Origin of the sequence: Mycobacterium palustre (assembly GCF_002101785.1) — a bacterium.
Classification (GTDB): domain Bacteria; phylum Actinomycetota; class Actinomycetes; order Mycobacteriales; family Mycobacteriaceae; genus Mycobacterium; species Mycobacterium palustre.
On record NZ_LQPJ01000124.1, the window covers coordinates 117,559 to 140,629 of the forward strand.

Sequence of the window (23,071 nt, forward strand, 5' to 3'; positions counted from 1 at the left end):
GAGAGCCATCGTGATGACACCGCCGTTGCGGTGCTCAGCAGCGGGTACGGCGTTTGGTTAAGCTGTCAGCAACATCGTGGGAGGAGCGCGCATGGCTCGACCGAAGGTGGCGCTGATCTCGCGGCGGAAAGTCTTGGAGACGGCCCTGGCCATCATCGACGAAGATGGGCTCGAAGGGCTCAGCATCCGTAGGTTAGCCGACGCCCTCGGAGTCAACGGAGCTTCCCTGTATCACCACTTCGACAACAAGGATGAAATCCTCATCGGCGCAGCGGAATTCGCGCTGTCTGATGTTCGCGCTCCGGAGGAATCTGACGACCACTGGCGGCATTGGCTGCCCGAAAATGCCCGAAAGTTGCGTGCCGCGCTACTCAAGCACCCCGCGTTGGTCCCGCTGATCGTTGGCAAACGCTCGCTCGGAATGGGGGCCCGCATGCTTGATACTTCGGCGCAGCGGTTGGTTGAGGAGGGCGTTCCGGGCGCGGCGGTGATGCCCTTGCTCGATGCTCTCGAGCTCTTCGCCATCGGCAGCGCCTTGCACGAAACGCAGGGATACACGCCCGAGAGTCGGCACGACATCGACGCCGATCAATATCCGGCGTTGGCCAAAGCATTGTCGGAACGTGGACTGTCCTTCGACGAGATCTACGACCTGGTCACCAACAGCATTCTGGACGCGATCGACACGGCGGTGAAGGAACGTCAGGCACGGTGGTTGCCTGCCGCCGAGCTCGGTAAGCGCGCCTAGCGTCACCGACCAACGAATGCGGGTTTGGCGCCCGGCCCTTGCGACAGCATGGTCTCTAGCCCGATCGCCGCGTCCTCGCTGATGAGAACCGGTCCGGCCAGGTCCGGGGTGATGTCGTCGGCGGCGGCCACGCCGCGATCGCGGGCCACGGCGATGATCTGTTTCGCAATCGCTGTCGCGACGGTGGGGCCCGCGGCCAATTCATCGGCGAAGGCGCGGGCCTGGGTGAGGAGCTGGTCGGATGGCAGGACCTTGTCGACGACACCCCACTCGCGCAATCGCGACGCGTCGTAGGTCCGTCCGGTGTAGACCATCTCGGTGGCTCGTGCCACGCCGGCGCGCGCGACCAGGCGTTGGGTGCCGCCCGCCGCCGGCGTGATGCCAACGGTGGCCTCGACCAGGCCCATCCCGACGTTCTCGGCCGACCAGATGAAGTCACATGCCAACGCCAGTTCCAGACCGATCGTGAGGTTGAGCGCGTGGACGACCGCCACCGTCGGTATGGGCAGTTGCTCGATCCGGCGGACCAACGTGAGTAGGCGCCTGCTGAAATCCGTGCCGGCCCGGTCGTCCATGACGGTGAATTCCTGGACCCGAACCCCCGCGCAGAAAACCTTGCCCTCGGCGCGCAGCAACAGAGCCCGGATGTCGCTGGGCAGCTGGCCGAGGATCGCCTCGAACGCCTCGGCCACGTGTGGGGTGAACAAGTTCAGCTTGGGCGCTGCCCAGATGATCTCTGCGACGTTGCCGTGGCGCTCGAGTCGAAGGTCCCCGTGCCGGACTGTCATCCGTGCAGCTTATCGACGTACGCTCACCCTAATCAAGCAACGATTGGTATTGGCCGCGGACCGTCAATATCCAACGGTGAATCGTCGGCGCGGATATTGGGACTTCTCCACCTCGTCCACCACGGCGACGGCGAGGTCGGCGGCGGAGATGCGCGAGGCGCCGGCCTCGTCGACGATGAGATCGTCGTAGGCGGTTCGGTAGCTGGCCGTGCGTGGCCCGTCGAACTCGATAGCGAGGGGCGGCGAGACCATGGTCCACACGAGGTCCTCGGGGGCGTCGTCGATCAGATCATGCAGCGCGGCACGGAATCCCAGTGACTCTCGCTTGGCCACTTCGGGAAAGCTTGGCGTGTCTACCACGTCGACACCTGAGGCCGTTCGGAGGCTGCCCGCACCGCCGAGCGCAATGAGGCGGGCGCCGGCGCGGCCGGCGGCGTGGGCGGCGCGACGTATCAGCGTCACGGGTGTCCGGTCACGCTGGGCCTCGTCACGCAGCGCCACCGAGCAGAGCACGACTTCGGTGCCCTGCGCAGCGTCGTCGAGGAATGCGCCGTCGAAGGCGTCTCCGATCCGGTGATGTAGGGACGCGTCGGCCGGGGGCAGTCGCGACCCGTCGCGCACCACCGCGGTCACCTCGTGGCCGCGCTCCCGCAATTCATCGCGGATCGGCGCGCCGACCTTGCCGGTTGCCCCTAACAGCAGCACATGCATCAGACGCTCCATTCTGTCCAGGGATTGCTTGCGATCCTCACCTAACGACGTTAGATTAGCGGTAGCTCGAATCGCAATGCCCTGCGCGGCCGCACATCCGCGAGGGCGCAGCGCGGCGAATGTGGCATCTGCCTCGGTCGGCTTCCGCGCTCCCCCCTGGAACGACTCGCGGTGAGGAGTCCTCGATGACCACCGATGCCCCGGGGAGCGTTCGCTGCCCAGCGATCGACTACGACTTCGCCGACCCAACCGTGCAGTCCCACTTGCATGAAACCCTCGCGGCGATTCGGCAGCACTGCCCGGTCGGGTGGAGTGATCAATATGGCGGCTTCTGGCTGCTCGCCACGTATGACGATGTGCTCGAGGTGGCGCGCGACCACGAGCGCTACACCACTACGGCAGGCATCATGATCCCGCCAACGGGTGCATCGATGCCGGTCGTCCCGGCGGAACTCGACCCGCCGGAGCACACCCCCTACCGCAAACTGGTCATGCCGTTTTTCACCGCCCCCGCCGTCGCGGCTATGGAGCCGCAGTTACGCGAGATAGTTCGGGACTGCATCGCGGCGTTCTCGGCGGATGGGCACACCGATCTCGTGCAATCTGTGGCTGAGATCGTGCCGTCGCTGGCGATCGGCCTCGCGCTGGGCCTCCCGCGCGAGGACTGGTCGGTGGCGCGCCGCCTGACCGGAAATTTCCTGTCGACGGCGAAGGTGGGCATCGAGGCGAAACGAGCGGCGGCCAAGGAGCTGGAAGATTGGCTCGAAGAACTGATCCGCAGCAGGCGTGCCAACCCGACCGACGACACGCTCAGCAAACTTGTGAACGCCCGCATCGACGGTGCGGAGATCCCGCCGCAGATCGCCCTGGGCATGGTGCAACTGACGGTATTGGCCGGACACGAGACGACCGTCCACGGCATCGGAAGCATGTTATACCGGGTTGCCGCCGAGCCCGGTCTCAAGGACCGCCTGCTTAGCGACGCCGCCCTGATGAAAGCGACGGTGCACGAGTCGCTGCGCATCGACCCGCCGATCATCCACATGGCCCGCACCGTCGTCGACGACCACGATCGAGCGGGCGCATGGCTACACCGCGGTGACAAAGTGATGCTCAATTTCGGTGCGGCCAACCGCGACCCGGCAAAATTCAGCGAACCGTTCTCCTTCAACATCGATCGGACGCCGAACCCGCACCTCACGTTCGGGTCCGGGCGTCACAGGTGTCTCGGCGAGCACCTCGCGGTGACGGAGATGTTGATCGTTCTCGAGGAGATCCTCGCGACCATTCCCGACTACCGGCTGTCCGACGAGGGCGGCCCGGCCGATATTGAATGGCGGGGAGGCGGCAATACCCGTGGGCCCGCGCAGCTAGAGGTGGTCTTTACTCCGGTCCCGCGATGAGCGGCTACGAGCATGTGCTGAGCTCGACACACATCGGTCCCGTATTGCTGCGCAATCGGGTGGTCCGCACCTCCCAGGGCAGCGGGCTGGCGGTCAACCAGTTGGTGAGCGACGACATGATCGCGTTCTTGCTGGCTCGGGCCCGCGGTGGGGTAGCGCTCGCATTCGCCGATGTCGCGCAGGTCCACTGGAGTTCGCCGGCCATGCTCGATTTGACCAGCGACCGCGTCCTGCCGGGTCTGACAAAGCTCACCACCGCCGTGCATGCCGAGGGCATGAAGCTGTTTCAGCAGATCTGGCATGGCGGTCCGACCCAGCTGACCCGGGACAGCTCAGCGCCGTGGGCCGCGTCGCACGTTCCCGATCCAGGCCTCGGGATGCTGCCTGTGCCGATGACCCGCATGATGATGGACGAGTTGACCGAAGCCTTCGTCGCATCCGCGCTGCGCGCGCGCGAAGGGGGGATTGACGGCATCGAACTACACGCCGGACATGGCTACCTCTTCTCGAGCTTTCTCTCCCCGGCGACCAATCTGCGCGATGACGACTATGGCGGGTCGTTGGAAAATCGGTGCCGATATCTGGTGGAGGTTCTCCGCGCGGTCCGTACCGCGGTCGGACGGGACTATCCCGTCGGACTGCGGATATCTCCCGACGGTCCGGAGGACCAAACGACGCCGTCGCACCTCAGCACGCTCATCTCGATGCTGGAGCGTGAGTCTTTGGTCGATTTCTGGGACGTGTCGCTGGGATCGCATTACGCGCGCGACCTGCTGATCGGCGGCGGGCATCAACCACCCGGATACATGCTGCCGGTCAGCGAACAAATGACCCGCGTGACAACGCTGCCGACGATCGTCGCCGGTCGCATCGCCACTTTGCAACAGGCCGATCAGATAGTGGCTTCCGGCGTCGGAGATCTCGTCGCCATGGTTCGCGCCACCCTCGCCGAACCCGAGCTCATAACCAAGACGGTAAGCGGTCGCGGCGCCGAGATACGCCCGTGTATCGCGTGCTTGCAGAGCTGTGCGGGCGGGCTGAACACCCGCGGTCGCGCCATGTGCACGGTCAACCCCGCTGCCGGTCGAGAGCTGACCCACGATGACGACACCATCGTCCGGCACGCGCCAGGCCTGAAGGTAGTTGTGATCGGCGGTGGCCCGGCCGGCATGGAAGCGGCCCGCAGCGCCGCTATCGCCGGTCACCGCGTGACTCTGTTGGAGACGGACGACGCACTGGGGGGACAGCTCCGGCTGGTGCCGCCCACCCGGCCGGAGATCGCAAGGTTGCTCGATTTCTACGAGCACCAGATGCGCTTGCATGCCATCGATGTGCGGCTGCGGACTCCCGCTGACGTCCAGACGGTGCGGCGAATGGCACCGGACGCCGTGATCGTCGCTACCGGCGTCAAGCCCCGCCGGGACGGATTCCAGACTTTGCAGCCGCGCCTGCCGCTTCCCGGGATCAGCACGGTCAGCGTCCACACCGGTTGGGACGTGCTGCGCGGAGCCAGTCTCGGGCACACGGTGTTGATGCTCGACGAGATCGGCCATTACGAGAGCACTGACGTCGCACAACAGCTCGTCGACAGCGGCCGTCGCGTCCTCATGGTCAGCCGTTATTCGCTGGTAGCGGCGAACCTGGAAATGCGGTGGGAAATGGTTGGTAGCCCACTTCTAGCGAAGCTTCTGAAGGGCGACTTCACGTTCTTCCCGCGAACGGTCATCCACCGACTGTCACCCGGTTCTGCGGAGGTGGCCTGTTTCGAGGCCCCGCACCGGGTGCAACGACTTGCTTTCGACGATGTGGTCTTGATGAGCGGAGGGACACCCGATCGGGCCTTGCAGCAGGAACTGGCCGGAATTTGCCCCATAGTGCGGGTGATCGGGGACGCAAGCTCCCCGCGCCGGCTGGAGGTGGCGGTGGTCGAGGGGCGGCAGGCCGTCGACTCCCTTCACCCGGACTGGATTAGGCCGGTCGCGCGATACGGCTGGGGTGGAAGTGCCACGTGAGCGGTCTCGCCGGGCAGCGTCACTCAGATGGCCGACGGGCGCGGGAGCGAGCGCGTGCGCCGGTCGGTCGTGCCGATGTCGCCGCACGCTTGGCAGCGCGTTGCGTTGCCGGTGCGGATGCCTTGGTCGCCGAGGTGAGACCACTTCGGACCAAAAGTTGCGCGTTGGCCACAATGGCGTCGACGGATCCGCGGCGAGGGTCCCACCATTCCGCAGTCCAGTTCATAGCTCCCATCACCAAGAATCGGGCCAGCTGCGGATCCAACTCGGGGTTGACTTCACCCTCTGCGACGGCGTCGGCGAACAGCCCCTGCCAGATCCGGCCGTAGGCGGCCTCCTCCTTCTTCTGCCGCTTGCTCAGCCGGCTGGGGATCTGTCCTGAGTTCCGGATCGACGCGGTGGTGTAGTCGGAGAGTTCGAGCGCGTGCCGCAGGTGAGCTTCGACCGCGACCATGATCCGATCCATGGGCGCCATGCCGGCCGGCAGTGCGTCCAGCGTCTTCTGTAGGTGCGTGCGCATATCGTGGATCCCGCAGTACATCACCTCCTCGATCAGGTCCTCCCTGGAGGGGAAGTAGTAATAGATCGCCGGTGCCTGTATCTCGGCGTCATCCGCTACATCTGTCAGCCGCGTCCCGGCGAAACCTTTGACGCTGAGCACACGGGCGGCTGCGTCGAGAATTCGCGCCCGCGTGCGTTGCGACTTCGTGTTCGTGCTGTCAGCGTCGGCCTTCGTAGAAGACGGGTTTCTAGGCACGGTTCAATAGTATTTAACACAAGTTGTAGGTTTCGCCGCCTTTTCCGACCACCAAGCACCGAGCATCGGCAAGAACCCTGCGGCAATGCCGCCCTCTTTTTGCTGACAGCAGCAACGAGCGGAGCGCCGGATTCGATGGCCCGAAGAGGCTCGGCGAGGACATGCAGCGTGGCTTGAACCCCCGCGAGACCCGACGGATGTCTCGTTGATGTCGACATGGACCGGCGAGACCGGAGCAGTACGCGGTCACTCGCGAGGGCGCAGCGCATCATGATTCATGATGCTGGTCGAACGGTTTTGGTCGTCACCGAGATTTGCCGATATCAGGGCGATCAGCCCGGCTCCCGTGGCCGAGTCATGCACTGTGGCCTGAACTTCGCTAGAAATCTAATCTTGTGTCAAAATCTTCGACACTCATCTAGAATCTAATCTCATGTCAAAAATAGGTGAGGGAGCGAGTCCCTCGGTCGTCGCTCTGGACGGCCGGGCCGGCCTTGGCCGTGAGGTGCTTGGAAACAAGGGGTACGGCATCGATTCGATGCGACGGCAGGGGTTGCCGGTGCCGCCGGCATTTTGCATCACGACCAGCGTTTGCGCGGAGTTTTTCGCCGATCGCACTCAGTGCGTCGACCGGCTGTGGGCCGAGGTATGCGAGCACGTACGTGGGCTCGAGAATCAGACATCCCGCACTTTTGGTCGCGGCCCACGGCCGATGTTGGTCAGCGTGCGCAGCGGAGCCGCTCTATCGATGCCCGGGATGATGGACACTGTGCTCGACCTCGGGATCAATGATGAAGTCGAGAAGGCACTCGCACTCGCCGCTTCCGCTGAATTCGCCCGCGACACTCGCCAGCGCTTCAACGAGATGTACCGGCGCATCGTGCTGGGAGGAAACCCAGAGCTCGAGGTACCGGCGGATCCGTGGATGCAACTCCGGGGAGCGGTCGAAGCCGTCTTCGCCTCATGGAACAGCCCGCGGGCCGTCGCGTACCGAAGACACCGTGGCTTGGATGCCGACGCAGGAACGGCAGTTGTCGTGCAAGCCATGGTGTTTGGCAATCTCGCGCGCGATTCAGGTACCGGGGTGCTGTTCTCGCGCAATCCTGTCACCGGAGCCGACGAACCATTCGGTGAGTGGCTTGCCAACGGCCAAGGTGAGGACGTGGTCTCAGGGAACGTCGATGTCGAACCTATCGCGGCGTTGCGGGATGAGCAGCCCGCCGTCTACGACCAACTCATGAGCGCGGCGCAGACCCTGGAGCAGCTCGCCGCAGACGTCCAGGACATCGAATTCACCGTGGAGGAGGGCAAACTGTGGCTGCTGCAGACTCGGGCGGCCAAGCGGTCCGCTCAGGCTGCGGTACGGCTGGCGCTGCGGTTGCGCCACGAAGAGCTGATCGACGATGCGGAGGCACTGCGCCGTGTGACACCGGGCCAGATCGAGACGCTGCTCTCACCGGCGCTTCTCCCTGAAACCCGGTTAGCCGCACCACTATTAGCACGCGGACTGCCGGCGTGCCCAGGCGTGGTATCGGGCAAAGCCTATTCCGACGTCGACGAGGCACTCGATGCCGCCGAGGAGGGGGAAGATGTGATCCTGGTGCGCGCAGCCACCAGCCCCGACGACGTCCAGGGCATGCTGGCTGCGCGGGGAATCGTCACGGAGACGGGTGGCGCAACATCGCACGCCGCGGTGGTGAGCCGCGAGATAGGCAGACCGGCCGTCGTCGGATGCGGAGACGGGGTCGTCGCGGAGCTCGAGGGCAAGCTGATAACGGTTGATGGGGCCGAGGGTGAGGTGCGCGAGGGGATCCTGGAACTCACCGCGTGGTCCGAGACTGATTCCCCGGACCTTGCTGAGCTAGCCGAGATCGCGCGCCGTGTCAGCCCGATTCGCGGCCATGCAGTGGGCGATTACCCGGCGCTTACCGATACGTCTCCATCAGCGGTGGCCAACGCGCTTGCTGCAGGCCTCACCGACGTCGTTTCCCCGCACCCGCTCATCACCATGTTGGTCGCGCACCAACTCGACAACAACACAAAGGTACTGACCGATGTCTGATTTAACTGTCCTGCAAGCGATCCGCCTCAAGGGTCGGGTGCGTGAGCCGGATTTGATCGCCACCGTCGGTGAAGACCCTGCAGCGGTCGCATCGACTCTGGAGCAACTGATTTCAGGGGGTCTCGTCGTCGAGGGAAAGACTGTCCGGCTCAGTCCTGCGGGACGCGAGCGGCTTAACGCTCTTCTGGCTGAGGAGCGGTCGGGCGTCGACCAAGATGTACTGGCCGGCATCTACGACAGCTTTCGTGACGCCAACGACGAGTTCAAAGCTCTCATAACGGACTGGCAGATCAAGGACGGCCAACCGAACTCCCACGACGACCTCGACTACGACGCAGCTGTGATTGCTCGTCTCGATGACGTCCATCGAATGGTGCGGCCGGTCATCGATTCTGCTGCAACACATCTGAACCGGCTGAAGGCGTACGCCGACAAACTCGAGTCGGCCTTGACGAAGGTCAAAGCCGGCGATACCAGTTGGTTGGCCAGGCCGACCGCCGACTCCTACCACACCGTATGGTTCGAACTGCATCAGGAATTCATCGAGGCCTCGGGTCTCACCCGTGAGGATGAGGCACGCGCCGGGCACGCCAGCTAAACGCGTCGGGTAGTCGGCTCGGCCATCGATCACTGTTTGGCCCACGTCATCTCCGGCCGACCGAAAGAAGGGTGGGCATGCGCCAAGTGCTCGCACCCGCGTTTAATCTAGAATAAAATCTGGCCCGAGAGGTGATGGCGTGAACACTGTATTGACCGATGAAGAGACCCTGCTCGTCGAGACCGTGCGCGGGTTCATCGATCGGGAGGTCAAGCCGACAGTTCGCGAGGTCGAGCACGACAACGAGTACCCCGAGAAGTGGATCGAACAGATGAAACAGATCGGGATATACGGACTGGCGATCCCCGAAGAATACGGCGGCTCTCCGGTGTCGATGGCATGTTATGTGCTGGTGACGCAGGAATTGGCGCGCGGTTGGATGAGCCTGGCCGGGGCCATGGGTGGGCACACCGTGGTGGCCAAATTGCTGACACTGTTCGGGACCGAGGAGCAGAGGCGAGCCTATCTCCCGGCGATGGCATCCGGCGATATGCGTGCGACCATGGCGCTCACCGAGCCCGGCGGCGGATCAGATCTGCAGAGCATGACGACCACCGCGGTCCGTGACGGTGACGACTTGGTGGTCACCGGTGCTAAGACGTGGATCTCCAACGCTCGCCGATCGGGTCTGATTGCTCTGCTGTGCAAGACCGATCCGAAGGCGACGCCGCGACACACCGGCATCTCTATCCTGCTGGTTGAACCCGGCCCGGGACTCACGATCTCGCGCGATCTGCCCAAGCTGGGCTACAAGGGCGTGGAGAGTTGCGAGCTGTCCTTCGACGGCTACCGCGTGGCCGAATCGGCGATCCTCGGTGGGGTGCCCGGCAAGGGTTTCACGCAGATGATGAAGGGCTTGGAGACCGGGCGGATCCAAGTCGCGTCCCGGGCGCTCGGTGTGGCCACCGCCGCCCTTGAGGACGCGCTCGCCTACTCCCAGCAGCGGGAGAGCTTCGGTCAGCCGATCTGGAAGCATCAGGCCATCGGCCATTATCTGGCCGACATGGCGACAAAGCTCACCGCCGCTCGGCAGCTCACTCTCTATGCGGCCGACCGCTATGACAGCGGCGAGCGCACCGACATGGAGGCCGGCATGGCCAAGCTCTTCGCATCGGAGACGGCAATGGAGATCGCGCTGAATGCCGTCCGGATTCATGGCGGTTACGGGTACTCGACCGAGTTCGACGTCGAGCGGTACTTCCGCGATGCGCCGCTGATGATTGTCGGCGAGGGAACCAACGAAATTCAGCGTAATGTCATTGCAAGTCAGCTTGTTTCGCGCGGCGGTATTTGACACTCGACCGGGTTTGGCGGTCGGCGTTCAGCTGGGTGAGGCCCCATTGCCTTCCTGCGTAGGGCCCCGAGCAGGATGAGGACGCGAGCAGTGCGCGGGCGACGTCACGGGAATGGAAGAGCTTCCCGCGTCAATCAACGGTTTCGCGCTATGCCTCCGCAGGGCGAGCGCATATGGTATTTTTAATATGGATAAAAAATGCTGATACTCCACTAACGGGGGAGGCTCGCGTGGCGGAAGCGGCCGGCGTTGTGGCGGCGTCTGCGCTACATGCCGTTTCGCCTCCAGATGCGTCGTGGAGTTCGGTCAACCTGGCTGAGGCCGTCCCGGGTGTGATGACGCCGCTGTGCGCCAGCGTGTGGGTTCCGGCCAGCGAACTCGGACTGCGTGCCCCGTTCGTGGCCATGGGTGTGCTACCGGCCAATCAGGCGGCTATCCCGGAGCGTGACGAGCACCGGATCACTGGTGCCTTCTATGGCCGGATGGCCGTGCGGGTGGATTTCCTCTGCGCGATGGGTGATCTGATCCCTGGGCAGTCAGGCGAAGCGCTCTCCCGGGACTTCTTCGGCTTTGTTCCCGATGACTTCGTCAGCAGGCCGTCTATCCGGCGACTCCCGTGGATCGCCGTACGCTACCCCCGGACGCTGCTGTACATCGCGCGGCGAATCGAGCGGCTACGCACCGAAACTGACGCTTGGTGGCGCAGCGCGATCGGCATGATCGATTCGCTGTCCGGCGAGCAGGTCCGATCGTTGATGGCAGAGGCGTTTTTCCGCTTCCAGCAAACACTCGCCGTGCAGGCCGTGGTCAGCGCCTGCGCTATTCAGCCGTTGCACGAGCAACTGACCAACCTGGCCGCCATGGCCGGCGTGGATGCCACTGAACTGTTGCGCGGCCACGGCTCCCACGAGGAGGCTCGAGTTTTGGCCGACCTGTGGCGCGTCTCGCGCGGCAGCCTCGAACTCTCGGACTTTCTGCACTGGCACGGCTACCACTGTCCCGGGGAGGGCGAGCTGTCCAGCGTGACATGGCGGGAGAACCCTGAACCCGTGCGCAAGCTGATCGCGCAATACCGGGCGATGGACGATACGGCGGCGCCCGACTGCGATCCCGCTGCCCAGCGCCGCGCGGGCAAGCCAGCCGAGAGCCGCTTCTACGCGTCGTTCGGGGGTGCGCAACGACTCAAGTCTCGGCTGGTCCTGCGACTCGCCCGCCGATTTCTGCCGCTGCGCGGTGTCGGGAAAGTCGCATACCTGCAAAGCCTCGACGTGGTGCGTGCCTGTGCCCGTCATCTCGGTGACCAGTTGGTCGCTGAAGGTGTCCTCGGCGATCGCGACGATGCATTTTATCTCACCGCAGAAGAACTGGCCGCCAACCTGCCGCCCGACGCCAAAACCACTGTGGCTCAGCGCCGAAAGCTTCGAGACGAGTACCGTCAGGTCGAGGTCCCATCGTCGTGGAGGGGTCAGCCGCAACCGGTCGTGCGGACCAGCGGACAGGCCGAGGATGGGACCACCCTGGCTGGTGTCGGCGCATCCGGAGGCGTCGTCGAAGGTCGCGCCGTGGTGGTCGACGAACCCGCGGATGCCGAGATCAACGACGGTGACATCTTGATCGCGCGCACCACCGATCCGTCCTGGGTGTCGCTGATGTTTCTCGCCAGTGGGCTCGTCGTCGATATCGGCGGCATGATGAGCCACGCCGCTGTGGTCGCGCGTGAACTCGGCGTCCCATGCGTCATGAACACCGCCCGCGGCACGTCCACTCTGCAGACCGGCGACCTGATCCGCATTGACGGTGCCGCCGGAACCGTTGAAATCCTGCAACGAATAGGAGTTACCACCTGATGACCGCTGCCGAAATCACCCATGCATGGGGGCCATTGGCCGAACCCATCCACGCCGATGCAGCCGGACCCACCGACCCCGTCTGGAAAGACAACGCCTATCTGTCCTTCTGGGACACCCATAACCAGGTGTTCGGCACATTCCATGTCTCCACATCGCCCAACGGAACGGGCGCCCGGCGGGCCCGGTGCAGCGTGTCCGTACAAGGTCAGGTTCTGGAGATCATCGAAGATCTGCCCCCGGGCAGCTTCGAGAGCGCGTCGATCAAATTCGGGCTCGACGGCCGGATCGCAGTGCGCCATGGGCGGTTACAGGCCGACCTGGTCAATGTTCCGCTGTTCGTCGCGGCCGACTATGCGGTGAGTGGGGTTGTCCCCGAGTTGGTGCCCGGCAAACCGCTGCAGCACTTCCAGCAGGCCTGCGAGATCAACGGCACCCTGGTGCTCGACGGCGTCGAGTCACCGGTGCGAGCGCAGGGAATGCGCGACCGCACATGGGGTTTCCGTGACGAGTCCGCGCAGTGGATCGAGTATGCGGGTCTGGTGGCCGTAATCGGCGACACGTTCATCACCGTCATGAAATTTCTGGGAGCAGACGGCTCACTACGGTCGGATGGTTTTCTTATCGACGCGAACCGATCGGTTACGATCGTCGACGTCACATTCGGGCGCGATGCTGCCGGGCAATTCCGGTTGGCCCGTTTGCGAGACGCGGAGGGCGGCAGCCGGCTGGTGACGGTCACCTCGAGGCTGGCCGGATTCTTTGTGCCGATGGGCGCAGACTCCGAGGGCCCGTCTTTTGGAACCTATGACGACTTCATGTCGCTCGACAGCGAAAATAGTTCCGGTGCAGGCTTTTTCGAGCAGGGCATCCTACACCGAGTGTTCTGATCGAGTGTCCCACGAGTAGCCATCGAGCAGCGCAGCGACCACGACCGGCAACGTCGCCCGAGGACGGGTCAGCGGTGCCCGGTGATCCACCCGACCGCGCCGGTCGGTGCGGGCAGATCGAGCAGGGAGGCCAAGACCTGCGAGGCCGGATTGTTGAACGGCATTGGCGCATCCGGGGGCAGCAGGCCCAGCTCGATCATCTGCTTGCCGACGCGCAGCAGCAGGATCGCGCCCCGCAGCGCAGCCCACGCTTCGAACCAGTCGAGGTCGTGCATTGTGCGGCCGGTGAGCTGCTCGAAACGTGTGATCGCGGCACTACGGTCCGGGAAGCCCTCCAGGCGCGGCAGCCCGATCCCGGCTGAATAGACGCGGTCGAAGAACAAGAAGTAGCCCAGGTCGACTTCGGGGCGGCCGAGGGTGGCCATTTCCCAGTCGAAGACACCGGTGACCTTCTGGTCGGGGCCGAACATGAGGTTTCCGAATCGGGCGTCGCCCCAGGAGACGACCAGCGGGGTGTCCTGTGTCGGTCGGGAGGCCGCCAACAGCTCGAAGGCCTTATCGATGGTCGGGCTGAGGGTGTCGCCGGCGGCCCAGCTGTAGAAGCGTTGCCAGTACTGCAGTTCTTGCTCGATGACCGTGTCGCCCAGGTCGGCGTGCAGTAGCTCGGTCAGGCCCAGTGCCACCGGATCCGCCCGCTGGATGTCCGCGATAACCTTCAGAGCCTCGTCGAACATGGTCGCCCGCTGTTCGCCGGTCAGGTCGACCACCCAGCCCGCCGTCACAAACGGCGGATCATCGCCAGGCACTTCGCCATACGCCCGCTCCAGCAATGCGAATGGTGAACCGAGAACGTCGCCGGTGGTCTCGTGGGCCAGGACCCGGGGAATCGGGGCATCGGTGTGCGCCGACAGCAGCGACATCACCCTGAGCTCACGGCCCAGATCATAGGTCTCGAACAAGCCGCCGTCCTCAGGCGGAATCCGAACGACTAAACCCTCTTCCACCAGCTCACCGTGCTGTTGCCAGCGGGCCTCGAATAGGACCGTCTCACTGGACATTCCACTCGCCGAGGGAATCATCACGTTCGACACCTTGACCGGGCCGGAGGCGTCCAACACGTTCGGCAGCCAGGCGGCAAGGTGTTCCCCGACGGCATCCGCGTCCAGTTTGTTCTTCAGCGCCACGATCATCCTCGATCTGATGTTGATCCAAAAAAAATTTAACTGGAATTAGAATATACCTCGATAGTCAACCAAAGGGCTGAGTCGCGGGCGGCATTCAGGCCGCGTACAGGGTGCCTCGCCACATGGCCACCAGAACGTCGACCGCGCTCTCCTCGTCGCGAAGGCTCGACTCGACACCGAGCCCAGCGATGTGCAGCACTCTTTCGGTGCCCCAGAACAGGGTTGCCGCAAGCATTCTGCTCGGTATCGGCGAGGTGATCATCCCGGCGGCGCGTTCGCGTTCGATCTCGGCCGCCCCGGCGGCGATGAATCGTTCGGCTATCGCCAGCCACAGATCGCGCAGTTCGGGCTCGGCATGCCAGTGATGGTTGGTCGCCTGGAACACCGGTCGGTGTCGATGCCAGGCGTGTGTCACGGCCCGAATGCTGCGTTCCAGGGCATCCGTTGGCGAGTCCTCGGGGGATCGAGCAAGAAACGGCTGCACTGTCTGGAAGATGTCTTCCATCGCGCGCTCGAGCAGGCCGCTGACGACGGAGAACTTGGAGGCGAAGTAAAAGTAGAAGGTCGCCCTCGATACTTTTGCTTCAGTGAGGATCTGCGCGACGCTGATGTCCGTCAACGATTGGCGTGCGAGTAGGCGCGTGGTGGCGGCCAGGATGTTCTCGGCTGCTGAGGCGCTGTCGGTGTCTGCGACTCTCCGTCGACCGAGCGTTCGCCTCGTCGTTTCGGTCATCGCCGCCACCTTACTCCCGATTTGCCCACCTCAGCGGTGTCGGACAGCGATTTTAAGCTAATTTCAAATTAGGTATACACGCTGTATGGACATTGTGTTAGTGTGAGCCGGTCCACACCTGCGGGGAGCTGTCAGCGCCGTCACTGGCGCCCAGGGGTGTCTCTCGCTGTTGCACAGAATGCCGATGGATAGGCGGAAAGGTCAGATTCGGATGAGTTCGATGATCAGCGTCAGCTCGTGGCCGCTGGTAGGTCACGAGGGATGGCCACCCAATATCGTGCCGAGCCCGGGTGACTTCGAATGCAGCGCACCGGCGCAACTCGCCTTCTTCTTCATCGCCGGGGCCGCGGTGGTCATCTTCGCGCTCCCATGGGCCATCCGCGCGGCGATGCGAAATCGGAATTACACCCCACTGCTGGTGATCGGTAGCGGCCTGTTGTGCAGCCTGTGTGAGCCCATGCTCGACATGCTGGGCCATCTGCACTGGGCGAAGAACTTGGTGCCGGCGTTCACGAACTTCGGTATCACGGTGCCGGCCCTGATTCCGCTCTGCTACGTCGCGTTCCTCGGCCTCGAGTCCTACTTTTGCTACTTCGTGATCCGCAATGGCGCACACGCCCGGCACTTTGTCATGATGCTCGGATTGGGCATCTTCACCGATGCGTTGATGGAGACGATCGGCATCAACCTGGGCGTCTACACCTACTACGGCGTGCAGCCGTACAAGTTTCTGAACTTCCCTTATTGGTGGGGATTCATCAACGGTGCGTCGTTTGTCACCGTTGGCGCGATCTTGGCGTATGCGGTACCCCGATTGAAGGGCGCTCAGAAATTCTGGCTGCTGCTGGCGGCGCCGAGCGGCATGATGTTCAACTACTTCGGTGTCGGGTGGGTGCACATTCTGGCCAGCAACTCGACACTGCCTGTCGCAGTCCGCTGGGTGGCGACGACCATCATGATGGCGATGATGGTCGGCTGGATGTTCGTGCTTCATCATCTCGTCGGTCGGCCGAACGACCTGCCGGCGCCACACTGGACGCTGTGGCGGATCTTCGCCTACGGCAAGGTCACGCCCAGCCGTGCGATGCGCCAAGCCATGTGGCAGAAGATGTGCGAAGAAGGCGGTGTGCGAGCCGGCGACGGGATTGCCACCGACCCGGAAGATCCAACTCAGGCGCTGCTCGTCGGACCGACCTTGGTGTTCGCGAACGGCGCAAGCCGGGATCCCCGGCGCGACAGAACCGCCGTCTGATCATCGTCGTGGGTCGCCCAGGTCAATCCTGGGCGACCCACGACTGATCCGTGGGCACGCCTGACGCAACCCGGCTTCCTCAGCCGGTGATCGAAGGGAATGCTGCGATGACGCAGGGTGTGCAGCGAAACGATGGCCGCCTGCGGTGCGGTGTTCGTGCTCCTACTGTTTCCGGCGATCATTATGGTCGGTCTGCTGCCGCCGATTCTCCGATGCAGACCGCTGTCGAGGTGGCGCACTTCTGGTCCACAAACACCGGCCTGAAGCGGTTCGGTCGCATGTGATCACACGAATCTCAGCAGTTTTCGGTGCCGTCAACACCTTGCTTTCAGGGGCGAGTTCACGACTCGTGGTGGTCGGCGTCCAGAAGGTACTCGGTGGACGTGTCGGCGCGTGGCAGTCGATTAAGGTGGCGCCTTGTTGCGGTGCGGGTTCCGTCGCTTTCGGCGCCGATCTCATGGCGTGCGCTCTGCGCCAACGGATTTTGGCGGACCCTTAAAGGGTCCTCCTGGTTGTCCTATCGGTTTCGGTAGCTTTTCGACGTTGTCGTCAAGGCCAAGACCGCCGAAGCCGGCAAGGTGTTGCGTATATTTAATCCAGATTATAATCTGCGTCTGTGTCTCATCCCGTAACCGCTGAAAGCCGGTTACTCACTGGCAGTAACCCCTTCAATGTCGAACCCGAAATGGACCTGTTGCATACAGCGCCGGCTGATGCACCGGGCTGGAGCGAGACCATGTTCTTCCACGCATGGTCTCCCCGGGAGAAGGTCGGTGTATTCGTGCACACCGGCAGGTGGCCGAACGACCTCGATCTGTGGTGGGCTCAGGTAATCGCGTTGCTGCCCAATGGTGAGTTGCTGGTCGATCGGTCGTGGGGGCGAGCAACAGACGATCGGGGTCCGGCGACGGGAAACCTCAAAGTCACGTGCACTACTCCGTTGCGCAGCTGGCGCTTGGCCTTTGACGGGGCTGGGGCGATCTGTGACCTCAGCGCAATGGCGGCAGGCCCGGTGGGCGCCGGACCGGCGCGTCGGTTGTCTTTCGACCTGGAACTAGAAGCCGCCGCCCCGGTGTGGGACCTGCACGGCGCGCTGGGTATCGACCGCCTGAGCTGGGCCTCCTTCCACCACAACCAGGGGTTCCGAACGAAGGGCTCGCTGACCGCGGGCTCGCAGCGTTGGGACATCGACGGCGTCGCCATTCGGGACCATTCCAGCGGGCCACGGGACGTCGGGCAGTTGGGTGGGCTGCACTTCCTGTTGTTGGTGTTTCCCGAGAGTGGTCGCGTGGTCAACGGCCTGGTGAACTGGCGTCAGGACGGCAGGGTCGACCATCGCACCTTCTGCACTCAGCAGGCCGGTGTCTGTGAGGTGGGGACCGATGTCCGAGTCACCGGTTTGCATTCGGTCGCGACTCACGAACCACGTTCGATGGACATCACCCTGCAGCGGGCGGACCATTCCTCCGAGGTTTTGAAAGCCACATGGCTGCACGGCTATTCGTTGACGTATCTACAGCCCAACGAGAACATCAATGGAGTCGACGTCGTTACCCAGCCCGACCCTCTCATCGTCACGCAGAGCACGGTTCGTGTAGTGGCGCCTGACGGCGAAGTCGGTTACGGCGTCATCGAGCGTGACTACCGACCGTCTGCTCTTCCGTCAACTGAGGAGCGGTGAGGGTGTCGCTGAATCGGTCGGAATCCGCCCTAGACCTGTCCGAGGAAGAACTGGCCGCAAGTCCGGTTCATCATCCGGGCGCCAAGCGGCGATGGACCACCGCCAACGTCGATGAAGGGCTGCCCGGAACCATCACCCCGCTGACTTGGTCCATGTACTTCCCGCCCACCGAGTCCACCATGCGCGGTTGCTGGGTGGATCTCGGTGTGCTGCCGGAATCGCAGCGCCCGATCCCAGACGACGTCGACGGTCGCTTCCTCTCCGTGGCCTACGGCCATGCCATCGCCAACGTGGATCTCTTAGGCCAGATGGCGGCGCGTGTGCCGGGAGGCTCTGCGGCAACCATGGAAGCTCAGTTGTTCGGATCGGTCGAGCGCGATGGCGAACCGGAGCCCAGTGGATTACGCAAGATGCGCCGCTATCCGTTCGTCGCGGCGAAGTTTCCCCGCGCATTGCGTCGCGCGATGCGCGAGCTTGAACCGTGCGCGCAGAATACAGCCCGCTGGTGGCGGGCCACTGTCTTCGAACCCGAGGCGCTGGTGGGCAATTCGGCTGTGCTGGCACTGGCCGAGGCGCGCCGGCGGTTCGAGGAAATCCTGGTCACGCACATGGTGCTCTCCATGGCGTGTCAGGGCCTGATGGGCCGCGTCGAGGCATTGGCCGTCAAGGCCGGGCTGGACGGCGTGCAGCATGAACTCATCAAGAGCGATGAGGGGACTGCCGAGTTCGACTTGGTCCGCGATCTGTGGAGCCTGTCGGCCGACACGATCACGCTCCGGGATTTCCTGCATCGGCACGGCTTCCACGGCCCCCGCGAGGGGCTGGTGGAATCGACGGTATGGCGGGAGAACACCCAACCCGTCGCGGATCTGGCCGCCGCCTACCGCTCCCGTCGCGGCGGTGAAGACATTGACGCCCTGGTGTTGCGACGGCGGAGCGAGCATGTGGCCGCAGTCCGCCGTCTGGAGCAGGCGCTCGGCCCGATCCGATCGATCCCGGCACGCGCGCTCATCCGATTCGCGGCGCACGCGCCGACCTGGCGCGAAACCGGACGAGCCAGCATGTTGCAAGCCGTCGACGTCGCCCGCGCGGCATCACGCGTCGTCGGTCGGGATCTTGCCGAGGCGAGTGTGCTCGACGATCCCACGCACGTGATGTTCCTGACGATCGACGAGATCGTGCGTGGTGATCGTGGCAACTGGCCTGATCTCGTCCGTCAACGTCGATCCGACCATGCCACGTTCGACCGGATCGTTCTTCCGCACGTATGGCGTGGCGTGCCCGAGATTGCCGCCGCCGCTGCCGCGGCCACCGGGCCGGCATCCGAGCACCAGCCCGACGTCGTGGAAGGTCTAGGGGTGAGCGCCGGTACCGCCGAAGGAATCGTGCGCGTCGTTCGTGATCTCGATGACGCCGACATCGACGAGGGCTCCATCCTGGTGTGCCGCGCGACCGATCCCAGCTGGGCATCGCTGTTCGCGCTCGCCGAAGCGGTGGTCACCGATGTCGGCAGCGCGATGAGCCACGCCGCCATCGTCTGCCGGGAATTGGGGCTGCCCTGCGTCGCCGGCACCCGCACCGGCACCACAACGCTGCGCGACGGGATGCGGGTCCGGGTTGACGGCACGACTGGTCGCGTGGAAATCCTGCACGACGCATCGCGTGTCGACGCAGCCGACTAGCTAGAGCGCCGTCTTTCGCTGAATTCGGCCTTGCGCGGACACAAATCTGCGCGTATCCCAGAATCTGGGGTTCGGCTGCACTTGGACGGCGCCGTCCCGTCAGCGATCGGGACGGCGCCTCACATCAACGCGCTACCGGGAAGGGGTCGTTCTGACCGCTCGAATAGGGGTCGGCGTCTGCTGACTTCCTTGAGCTCATCAACTCTTTCAACACGCCCGCGATGCGCTCACCTTTCTTCTGAAGGTGGAAATCCTTGAGCATGGTTCGCGCAGCGTTCTGGCCGGGCATGCCGCTGATACCGGCGACCGGGTGGGTGCCGGATCCGGTCAGGTAGAGACCGTCGATCGGTGTCTTATACCCGGCGAATCCGGCGACCGGCTTGTTGGGGCCGAAGCGACTGATGGTCGGGTCCACGTGGTAGACCGAGCCGTCGATCGCCCAGAACCGCTCTTCGATGTCGGGCAACACCAAGGGACGCACGGCCACCTGCAGGTCTTCGACGCCTTTGTAGTACTCGTCGGCATCTTTGATGATGCTGTCGGTGATCTTCTTGCGGGCCACGTCCCAGCCGTCCTCTGGATAAGACGGGGTGAGGCCGGTCCAGAACCACCAGAGGTCCTTACCGGGAGGCGACATCGACGGATCGAAAGAGTTCGTCACCTGGGCCAGGCCCGGGATGGCCTCCGGCACCTTGCCCCGCACGCAGGCGCGGGCGGCCTCGACGGCTTGTTCGTACGTGTGGTAGCAGTTGCACGCCTGCCGCATATCGATACCGTCGCCGCGCCACTTTTCATGCTTGGACATGTCGATGCGTCCGGACAGCGCGACGTTGACTTTTGCGTCGGCGATACCGCGTTTGCGGGTCGGGATGTGGTCGGCGGCGTTCTGCTTCTTCGGTTCCAGAACGCCACGCGGGAGCAACCGCGTAAGCGTCGTCTTCGGACTGCATGCGGTGAGAACGGCACGCCGAGCGCGGATTTCAACCCCGCCCTTGACACGTACCCCGGTGCAGCGGTTGTTGGTGATGATCAGCTCTTCCACGGGGGAGCTGGTGATCACGTCACCATGATTGTCCTTGATAACGCTGATCAGCGCTTTCGGCAGCGATCCGGTGCCGCCGTGGAACATGGCCACGCCGTACTTGCTCAGCACCCCCAGGTAGATCAGCGACCAGCCAGACATATCAGCGTCGAAAGGCATGAACGGGAGACTGGCCAGCATCGGTGCACGGATCATGTCGTGCTCAAAGCTCTCCTCGACCGCCTCCATTTGAGAGCTCGACATCCACCGACCGAGCGCTGCGAGCTGTTTCCGGTTCTTCAGCACCGCGCGTGCCGATTTCAAGATGTTCTTGATCTCCGGCTCACGGACGTTGGTCTGCATCATGGGCAGCCCGATCTCGACGGCCGCGTCGATTACCTCGTAGAGCTCGAGTAGCGCGCGGGCGTCCTTCTTCGAGAAGTACTCGAGTTCTGCGGCGGTCTTGCGGGGGTCGCGCCACAATCCCAGCGATGCGCCGTCAGCCGAGAGTTGAAAGTGTGCGGGGTCGATAACCGTCTGCCGCAGACCGTAATAACGGGACAGCCCAAGATCGCGGTCGATCGTTGTGGTACGGAACAACGACGCCTGAATCGACGCCTCGTTGATCATGTACTCAGGCGCTTCTGGGGCGAAGGAATTCGTCGACGTCATACCACCGGCGGTCGGGGACGCTTCGACGACGAGAACATCCAGCCCGGCCTTCGCGAGATACGCCGCGGCGACCAACCCGTTGTGTCCCGATCCCACAACCACAATGTCGGCTTCGCGCGGCGGGAGAGCGTCCTTCATCACCAGTCCTTCGATCGTCCGAGAGCGAGACTCGCTCAGCACTCCAAAATCTAACCATTATTAAATACTGCTACCGCGGGCACGGTTGCGGCCGAAGTGGGTTGGCGCCCTACCGAATCCCGCTCAAGTGCGTGCCTGCCCGAACATCCGAACAAGGGTCATCGGCACCGGGGCCATCGCCACGGTTCTGTTGCACCATACACACTGTATGCTCAATGCGATCCAGAGCACAACCCACTGTCGAAGCCCACTTGGGGGCGCGGTGGCCGCAGCGTCGAGACGCGACCGCGAATGGCGTGCGCCATCGGCCCCCGGCGCGGCCGGCCCCGGGGCCACTGTGGCATCGTTCGACCCGAACCGCAAAGCATGAGAACGGGAAATTCGCCCGAATCTTGCGCAAGACTTTTTACTCGAATATAGATTCAATAAGCGAGATCAACTCACGTCGTCGAAGCCGGGAGCGCTGCCACCATGGTCAACCCAACGTCTACCGTCGATGCGCAACGCCGACGGACGGCCATCATTGATTCCCTCGATCAGGCAACGCCGGCCTGGCTCACCGGCACCCTGCAGGCTGCCGGCGTGCTGCACCAGGGCGAGGTCACGGAAGTGACCAGCGAACTCATGAATGTCGGTCAACTGGGACTGGTCGCGCGTTTGAATCTCGCCTACGACAGCATGGAATCGGATGCACCTTCCTCCGTCATGTTGAAGCTGCCATCAACCAATGCCGGGAGTCGAGGCCTCGGCGTGACCCTTGGCTTCTACGAAGCCGAAGTGGGGTTCTACCAACAGATAGCGCCCACCGTCCGCGTCCGGGTTCCGCTGGTTTACCAGGCTGACATCGAGCCCGAGACCGGGCGCTTCACGCTGCTGCTGGAAGATCTCAGCTCGATCGCTGCACCCGGAGACATGATCGCCGGTGGCACCGTGGAGCAAGCCGCGCAGGCGCTGGACGGACTGACGACGCTGCACGCGCCCAGGTGGTCTGACCCCAGGCTGGCCGCACTGACGTGGTTGGCCGAGCCGCAACGCCTGCAGAACTTCTTCGCCGGCGTCGAGCCGATGCTGCCGAGCTTTCTCGAGCGCTTCGGCGACCGGCTCGACTCTCGCGACGTGGCTCTCGCCGAGCAGGTGGCACCCCACGCCAACTCATGGGCGGAGCGAACGAATCAGGGGCGCAAGACGGTTCTTCACGGTGACTACCGCATGGACAATGTGTTCTTCCCGACGGTGCCCGACCAGCCGGTCGCTGTGATCGATTGGCAGGCCGCCCAGCTCGGTCCGCCGCTGATAGATGTGGCCGTCTACCTGGGCGGTTGTCTTTCGCTGGAGGATCGGCGAGGGCACGAGCGTGATCTGCTACAGCGATACCAGGACGGGCTGGTGTCTGGCGGTGTCAAGGACTTCTCCTTCGACGACGCGTGGGCGAGCTATCGCTGGTGTGCCTTCTACGGCTTCATGCTCTCGATACCAATGGCCGTCCAACTCGAGCGATCCGACCGGGGCGACGCGCTGTTCGCCGGCATGTTCGCCGCATACGCCCACCAAGTTCGCGACCTCGACTCGATGGAGCTGCTGAAATGAGCCGCCGACCT

At 63.8% G+C, this 23,071-nt stretch carries 18 protein-coding genes; 12 read left to right on the top strand and 6 right to left on the bottom strand.

Going from position 1 to position 23,071, the window contains the following annotated elements; translation table 11 throughout:
- Positions 1 to 91: 91 nt before the first annotated feature.
- Positions 92 to 748 (top strand): TetR family transcriptional regulator, encoded by a 657-nt coding sequence (locus tag AWC19_RS20835; RefSeq protein ID WP_043954276.1) that lies wholly within the window; start codon positions 92 to 94, stop codon positions 746 to 748.
- A 2-nt stretch (positions 749 to 750) separates the two neighbouring features.
- On the opposite strand, the gene AWC19_RS20840 is transcribed toward AWC19_RS20835, so the two are convergent.
- Both AWC19_RS20840 and AWC19_RS20845 read right to left on the bottom strand, forming a co-directional pair.
- Complete coding sequence (locus tag AWC19_RS20840) at positions 751 to 1,536, bottom strand: enoyl-CoA hydratase/isomerase family protein (RefSeq protein ID WP_085079883.1); 786 nt, start codon at positions 1,534 to 1,536, stop codon at positions 751 to 753.
- Positions 1,537 to 1,599: 63 nt separating this feature from the next.
- Positions 1,600 to 2,247 (bottom strand): NAD(P)-dependent oxidoreductase, encoded by a 648-nt coding sequence (locus AWC19_RS20845; RefSeq protein WP_245849195.1) that lies wholly within the window; start codon positions 2,245 to 2,247, stop codon positions 1,600 to 1,602.
- Between the two features lie 185 nt (positions 2,248 to 2,432).
- Between AWC19_RS20845 and AWC19_RS20850 the strand changes: the two genes are divergently transcribed.
- Both AWC19_RS20850 and AWC19_RS20855 read left to right on the top strand, forming a co-directional pair.
- On the top strand, positions 2,433 to 3,650 hold the full coding sequence (locus AWC19_RS20850; RefSeq protein WP_085079886.1) for a cytochrome P450: 1,218 nt from the start codon (positions 2,433 to 2,435) through the stop codon (positions 3,648 to 3,650).
- Complete coding sequence (locus AWC19_RS20855; protein ID WP_085079887.1) at positions 3,647 to 5,662, top strand: oxidoreductase; 2,016 nt, start codon at positions 3,647 to 3,649, stop codon at positions 5,660 to 5,662. The genes AWC19_RS20850 and AWC19_RS20855 overlap by 4 nt, the downstream gene beginning before the upstream one ends.
- A gap of 19 nt (positions 5,663 to 5,681) precedes the next feature.
- Here AWC19_RS20855 and AWC19_RS20860 read toward each other — a convergent pair whose 3' ends face one another.
- Positions 5,682 to 6,419 (bottom strand): TetR/AcrR family transcriptional regulator, encoded by a 738-nt coding sequence (locus tag AWC19_RS20860; protein ID WP_245849196.1) that lies wholly within the window; start codon positions 6,417 to 6,419, stop codon positions 5,682 to 5,684.
- A gap of 433 nt (positions 6,420 to 6,852) precedes the next feature.
- On the opposite strand from AWC19_RS20860, the gene AWC19_RS20865 reads away from it, so the two are divergent.
- From AWC19_RS20865 to AWC19_RS20885, 5 genes are all read left to right on the top strand, one after another.
- Positions 6,853 to 8,481, top strand: coding sequence for a pyruvate, phosphate dikinase (locus AWC19_RS20865; protein ID WP_085079888.1), 1,629 nt, complete (start codon positions 6,853 to 6,855; stop codon positions 8,479 to 8,481).
- Complete coding sequence (locus AWC19_RS20870; RefSeq protein ID WP_085079890.1) at positions 8,474 to 9,079, top strand: MarR family transcriptional regulator; 606 nt, start codon at positions 8,474 to 8,476, stop codon at positions 9,077 to 9,079. The genes AWC19_RS20865 and AWC19_RS20870 overlap by 8 nt, the downstream gene beginning before the upstream one ends.
- A 139-nt stretch (positions 9,080 to 9,218) precedes the next feature.
- A complete protein-coding gene (locus AWC19_RS20875; protein ID WP_085079891.1) occupies positions 9,219 to 10,373 on the top strand; it encodes an acyl-CoA dehydrogenase family protein in 1,155 nt (384 codons plus the stop codon).
- A gap of 335 nt (positions 10,374 to 10,708) precedes the next feature.
- Entirely contained in the window at positions 10,709 to 12,220 is a 1,512-nt protein-coding gene (locus tag AWC19_RS20880) for a PEP-utilizing enzyme (RefSeq protein WP_085079892.1), read from the top strand.
- A complete protein-coding gene (locus tag AWC19_RS20885; protein WP_085079894.1) occupies positions 12,220 to 13,110 on the top strand; it encodes a hypothetical protein in 891 nt (296 codons plus the stop codon). The genes AWC19_RS20880 and AWC19_RS20885 overlap by 1 nt, the downstream gene beginning before the upstream one ends.
- Before the next feature lie 68 nt (positions 13,111 to 13,178).
- Here the strand turns inward: AWC19_RS20885 and AWC19_RS20890 are convergent, their stop codons facing one another.
- Entirely contained in the window at positions 13,179 to 14,300 is a 1,122-nt protein-coding gene (locus AWC19_RS20890) for a phosphotransferase family protein (protein ID WP_085079895.1), read from the bottom strand.
- An 88-nt stretch (positions 14,301 to 14,388) separates the two neighbouring features.
- Positions 14,389 to 15,027 (bottom strand): TetR/AcrR family transcriptional regulator, encoded by a 639-nt coding sequence (locus AWC19_RS20895; RefSeq protein ID WP_211284970.1) that lies wholly within the window; start codon positions 15,025 to 15,027, stop codon positions 14,389 to 14,391.
- Positions 15,028 to 15,247: 220 nt separating this feature from the next.
- On the opposite strand from AWC19_RS20895, the gene AWC19_RS20900 reads away from it, so the two are divergent.
- From AWC19_RS20900 to AWC19_RS20910, 3 genes are all read left to right on the top strand, one after another.
- Entirely contained in the window at positions 15,248 to 16,279 is a 1,032-nt protein-coding gene (locus tag AWC19_RS20900; RefSeq protein WP_425436904.1) for a hypothetical protein, read from the top strand.
- A gap of 616 nt (positions 16,280 to 16,895) precedes the next feature.
- Positions 16,896 to 17,960 (top strand): hypothetical protein, encoded by a 1,065-nt coding sequence (locus AWC19_RS20905; RefSeq protein ID WP_245849198.1) that lies wholly within the window; start codon positions 16,896 to 16,898, stop codon positions 17,958 to 17,960.
- Between the two features lie 2 nt (positions 17,961 to 17,962).
- Positions 17,963 to 19,642 carry a PEP-utilizing enzyme gene (locus AWC19_RS20910; protein ID WP_085079901.1) on the top strand — a complete coding sequence of 560 codons (1,680 nt, stop codon included), beginning with the start codon at positions 17,963 to 17,965 and terminating at the stop codon, positions 19,640 to 19,642.
- A 124-nt stretch (positions 19,643 to 19,766) separates the two neighbouring features.
- Here AWC19_RS20910 and AWC19_RS20915 read toward each other — a convergent pair whose 3' ends face one another.
- A complete protein-coding gene (locus tag AWC19_RS20915) occupies positions 19,767 to 21,473 on the bottom strand; it encodes a phytoene desaturase family protein (RefSeq protein ID WP_014711291.1) in 1,707 nt (568 codons plus the stop codon).
- Positions 21,474 to 21,944: 471 nt separating this feature from the next.
- Between AWC19_RS20915 and AWC19_RS20920 the strand changes: the two genes are divergently transcribed.
- Complete coding sequence (locus AWC19_RS20920) at positions 21,945 to 23,060, top strand: phosphotransferase (RefSeq protein WP_085079902.1); 1,116 nt, start codon at positions 21,945 to 21,947, stop codon at positions 23,058 to 23,060.
- Positions 23,061 to 23,071: the final 11 nt, after the last annotated feature.